Here is a 616-nt window from a genome sequence, read left to right on the forward strand (position 1 = left end):
TGCAAGCGGTAGCACCTTACAAGTATCAGTTGGTGCTGACTATGTAGATTACGTAAACGAAATTGCCCCAGCCTTTGAAGAAGAGACAGGGATTGACGTTGAAGTTGTTGAACGTGAAATGTTCGAAACCTTAGATTCACTTTCATTAGATGGTCCAGCAGGGATTGCGCCAGACGTGACAATCGCCCCTTACGACCGGATTGGAAACCTAGGTATTCAAGGACATTTATTACCAGTAACACTGCCAGATGATGGTCGTTATGACGAAACAGACGAGCGTCAAGTAACAGCTAATGACGAAATTTACGGTGTGCCTTATGTAGTTGAAGCCTTAGTCCTTTACTACAACAAAGAATTAATCGATACTGCCCCAACAACATTTGAAGAATTGGAAGCCTTATCAGAAGATTCAGCATATGACTACTCTTCTGAATCAGGCAAAAACACTGGCTTCTTAGCAAACTGGGTAGACTTCTACTCTGCTTACGGTTTAATTGCTGGTCACGGTGGCTACATCTTCGGGGAAGATGGTACTGATACAGCTGACATCGGTTTAAATACTGAAGGTGCTATTGAAGGGATTGAATACGCACAAACATGGTACGAAAAATGGCCA

The 616-nt window shown here is 43.0% G+C and carries 1 protein-coding gene; it reads left to right on the forward strand.

Annotated features, from left to right (window positions below):
* Positions 1-616: extracellular solute-binding protein (locus ACRCJ0_RS18365; RefSeq protein ID WP_431391589.1), on the forward strand; the 616-nt coding region annotated here is incomplete at both ends.

It is taken from the genome of Aerococcus sp. L_32 (assembly GCF_050689315.1).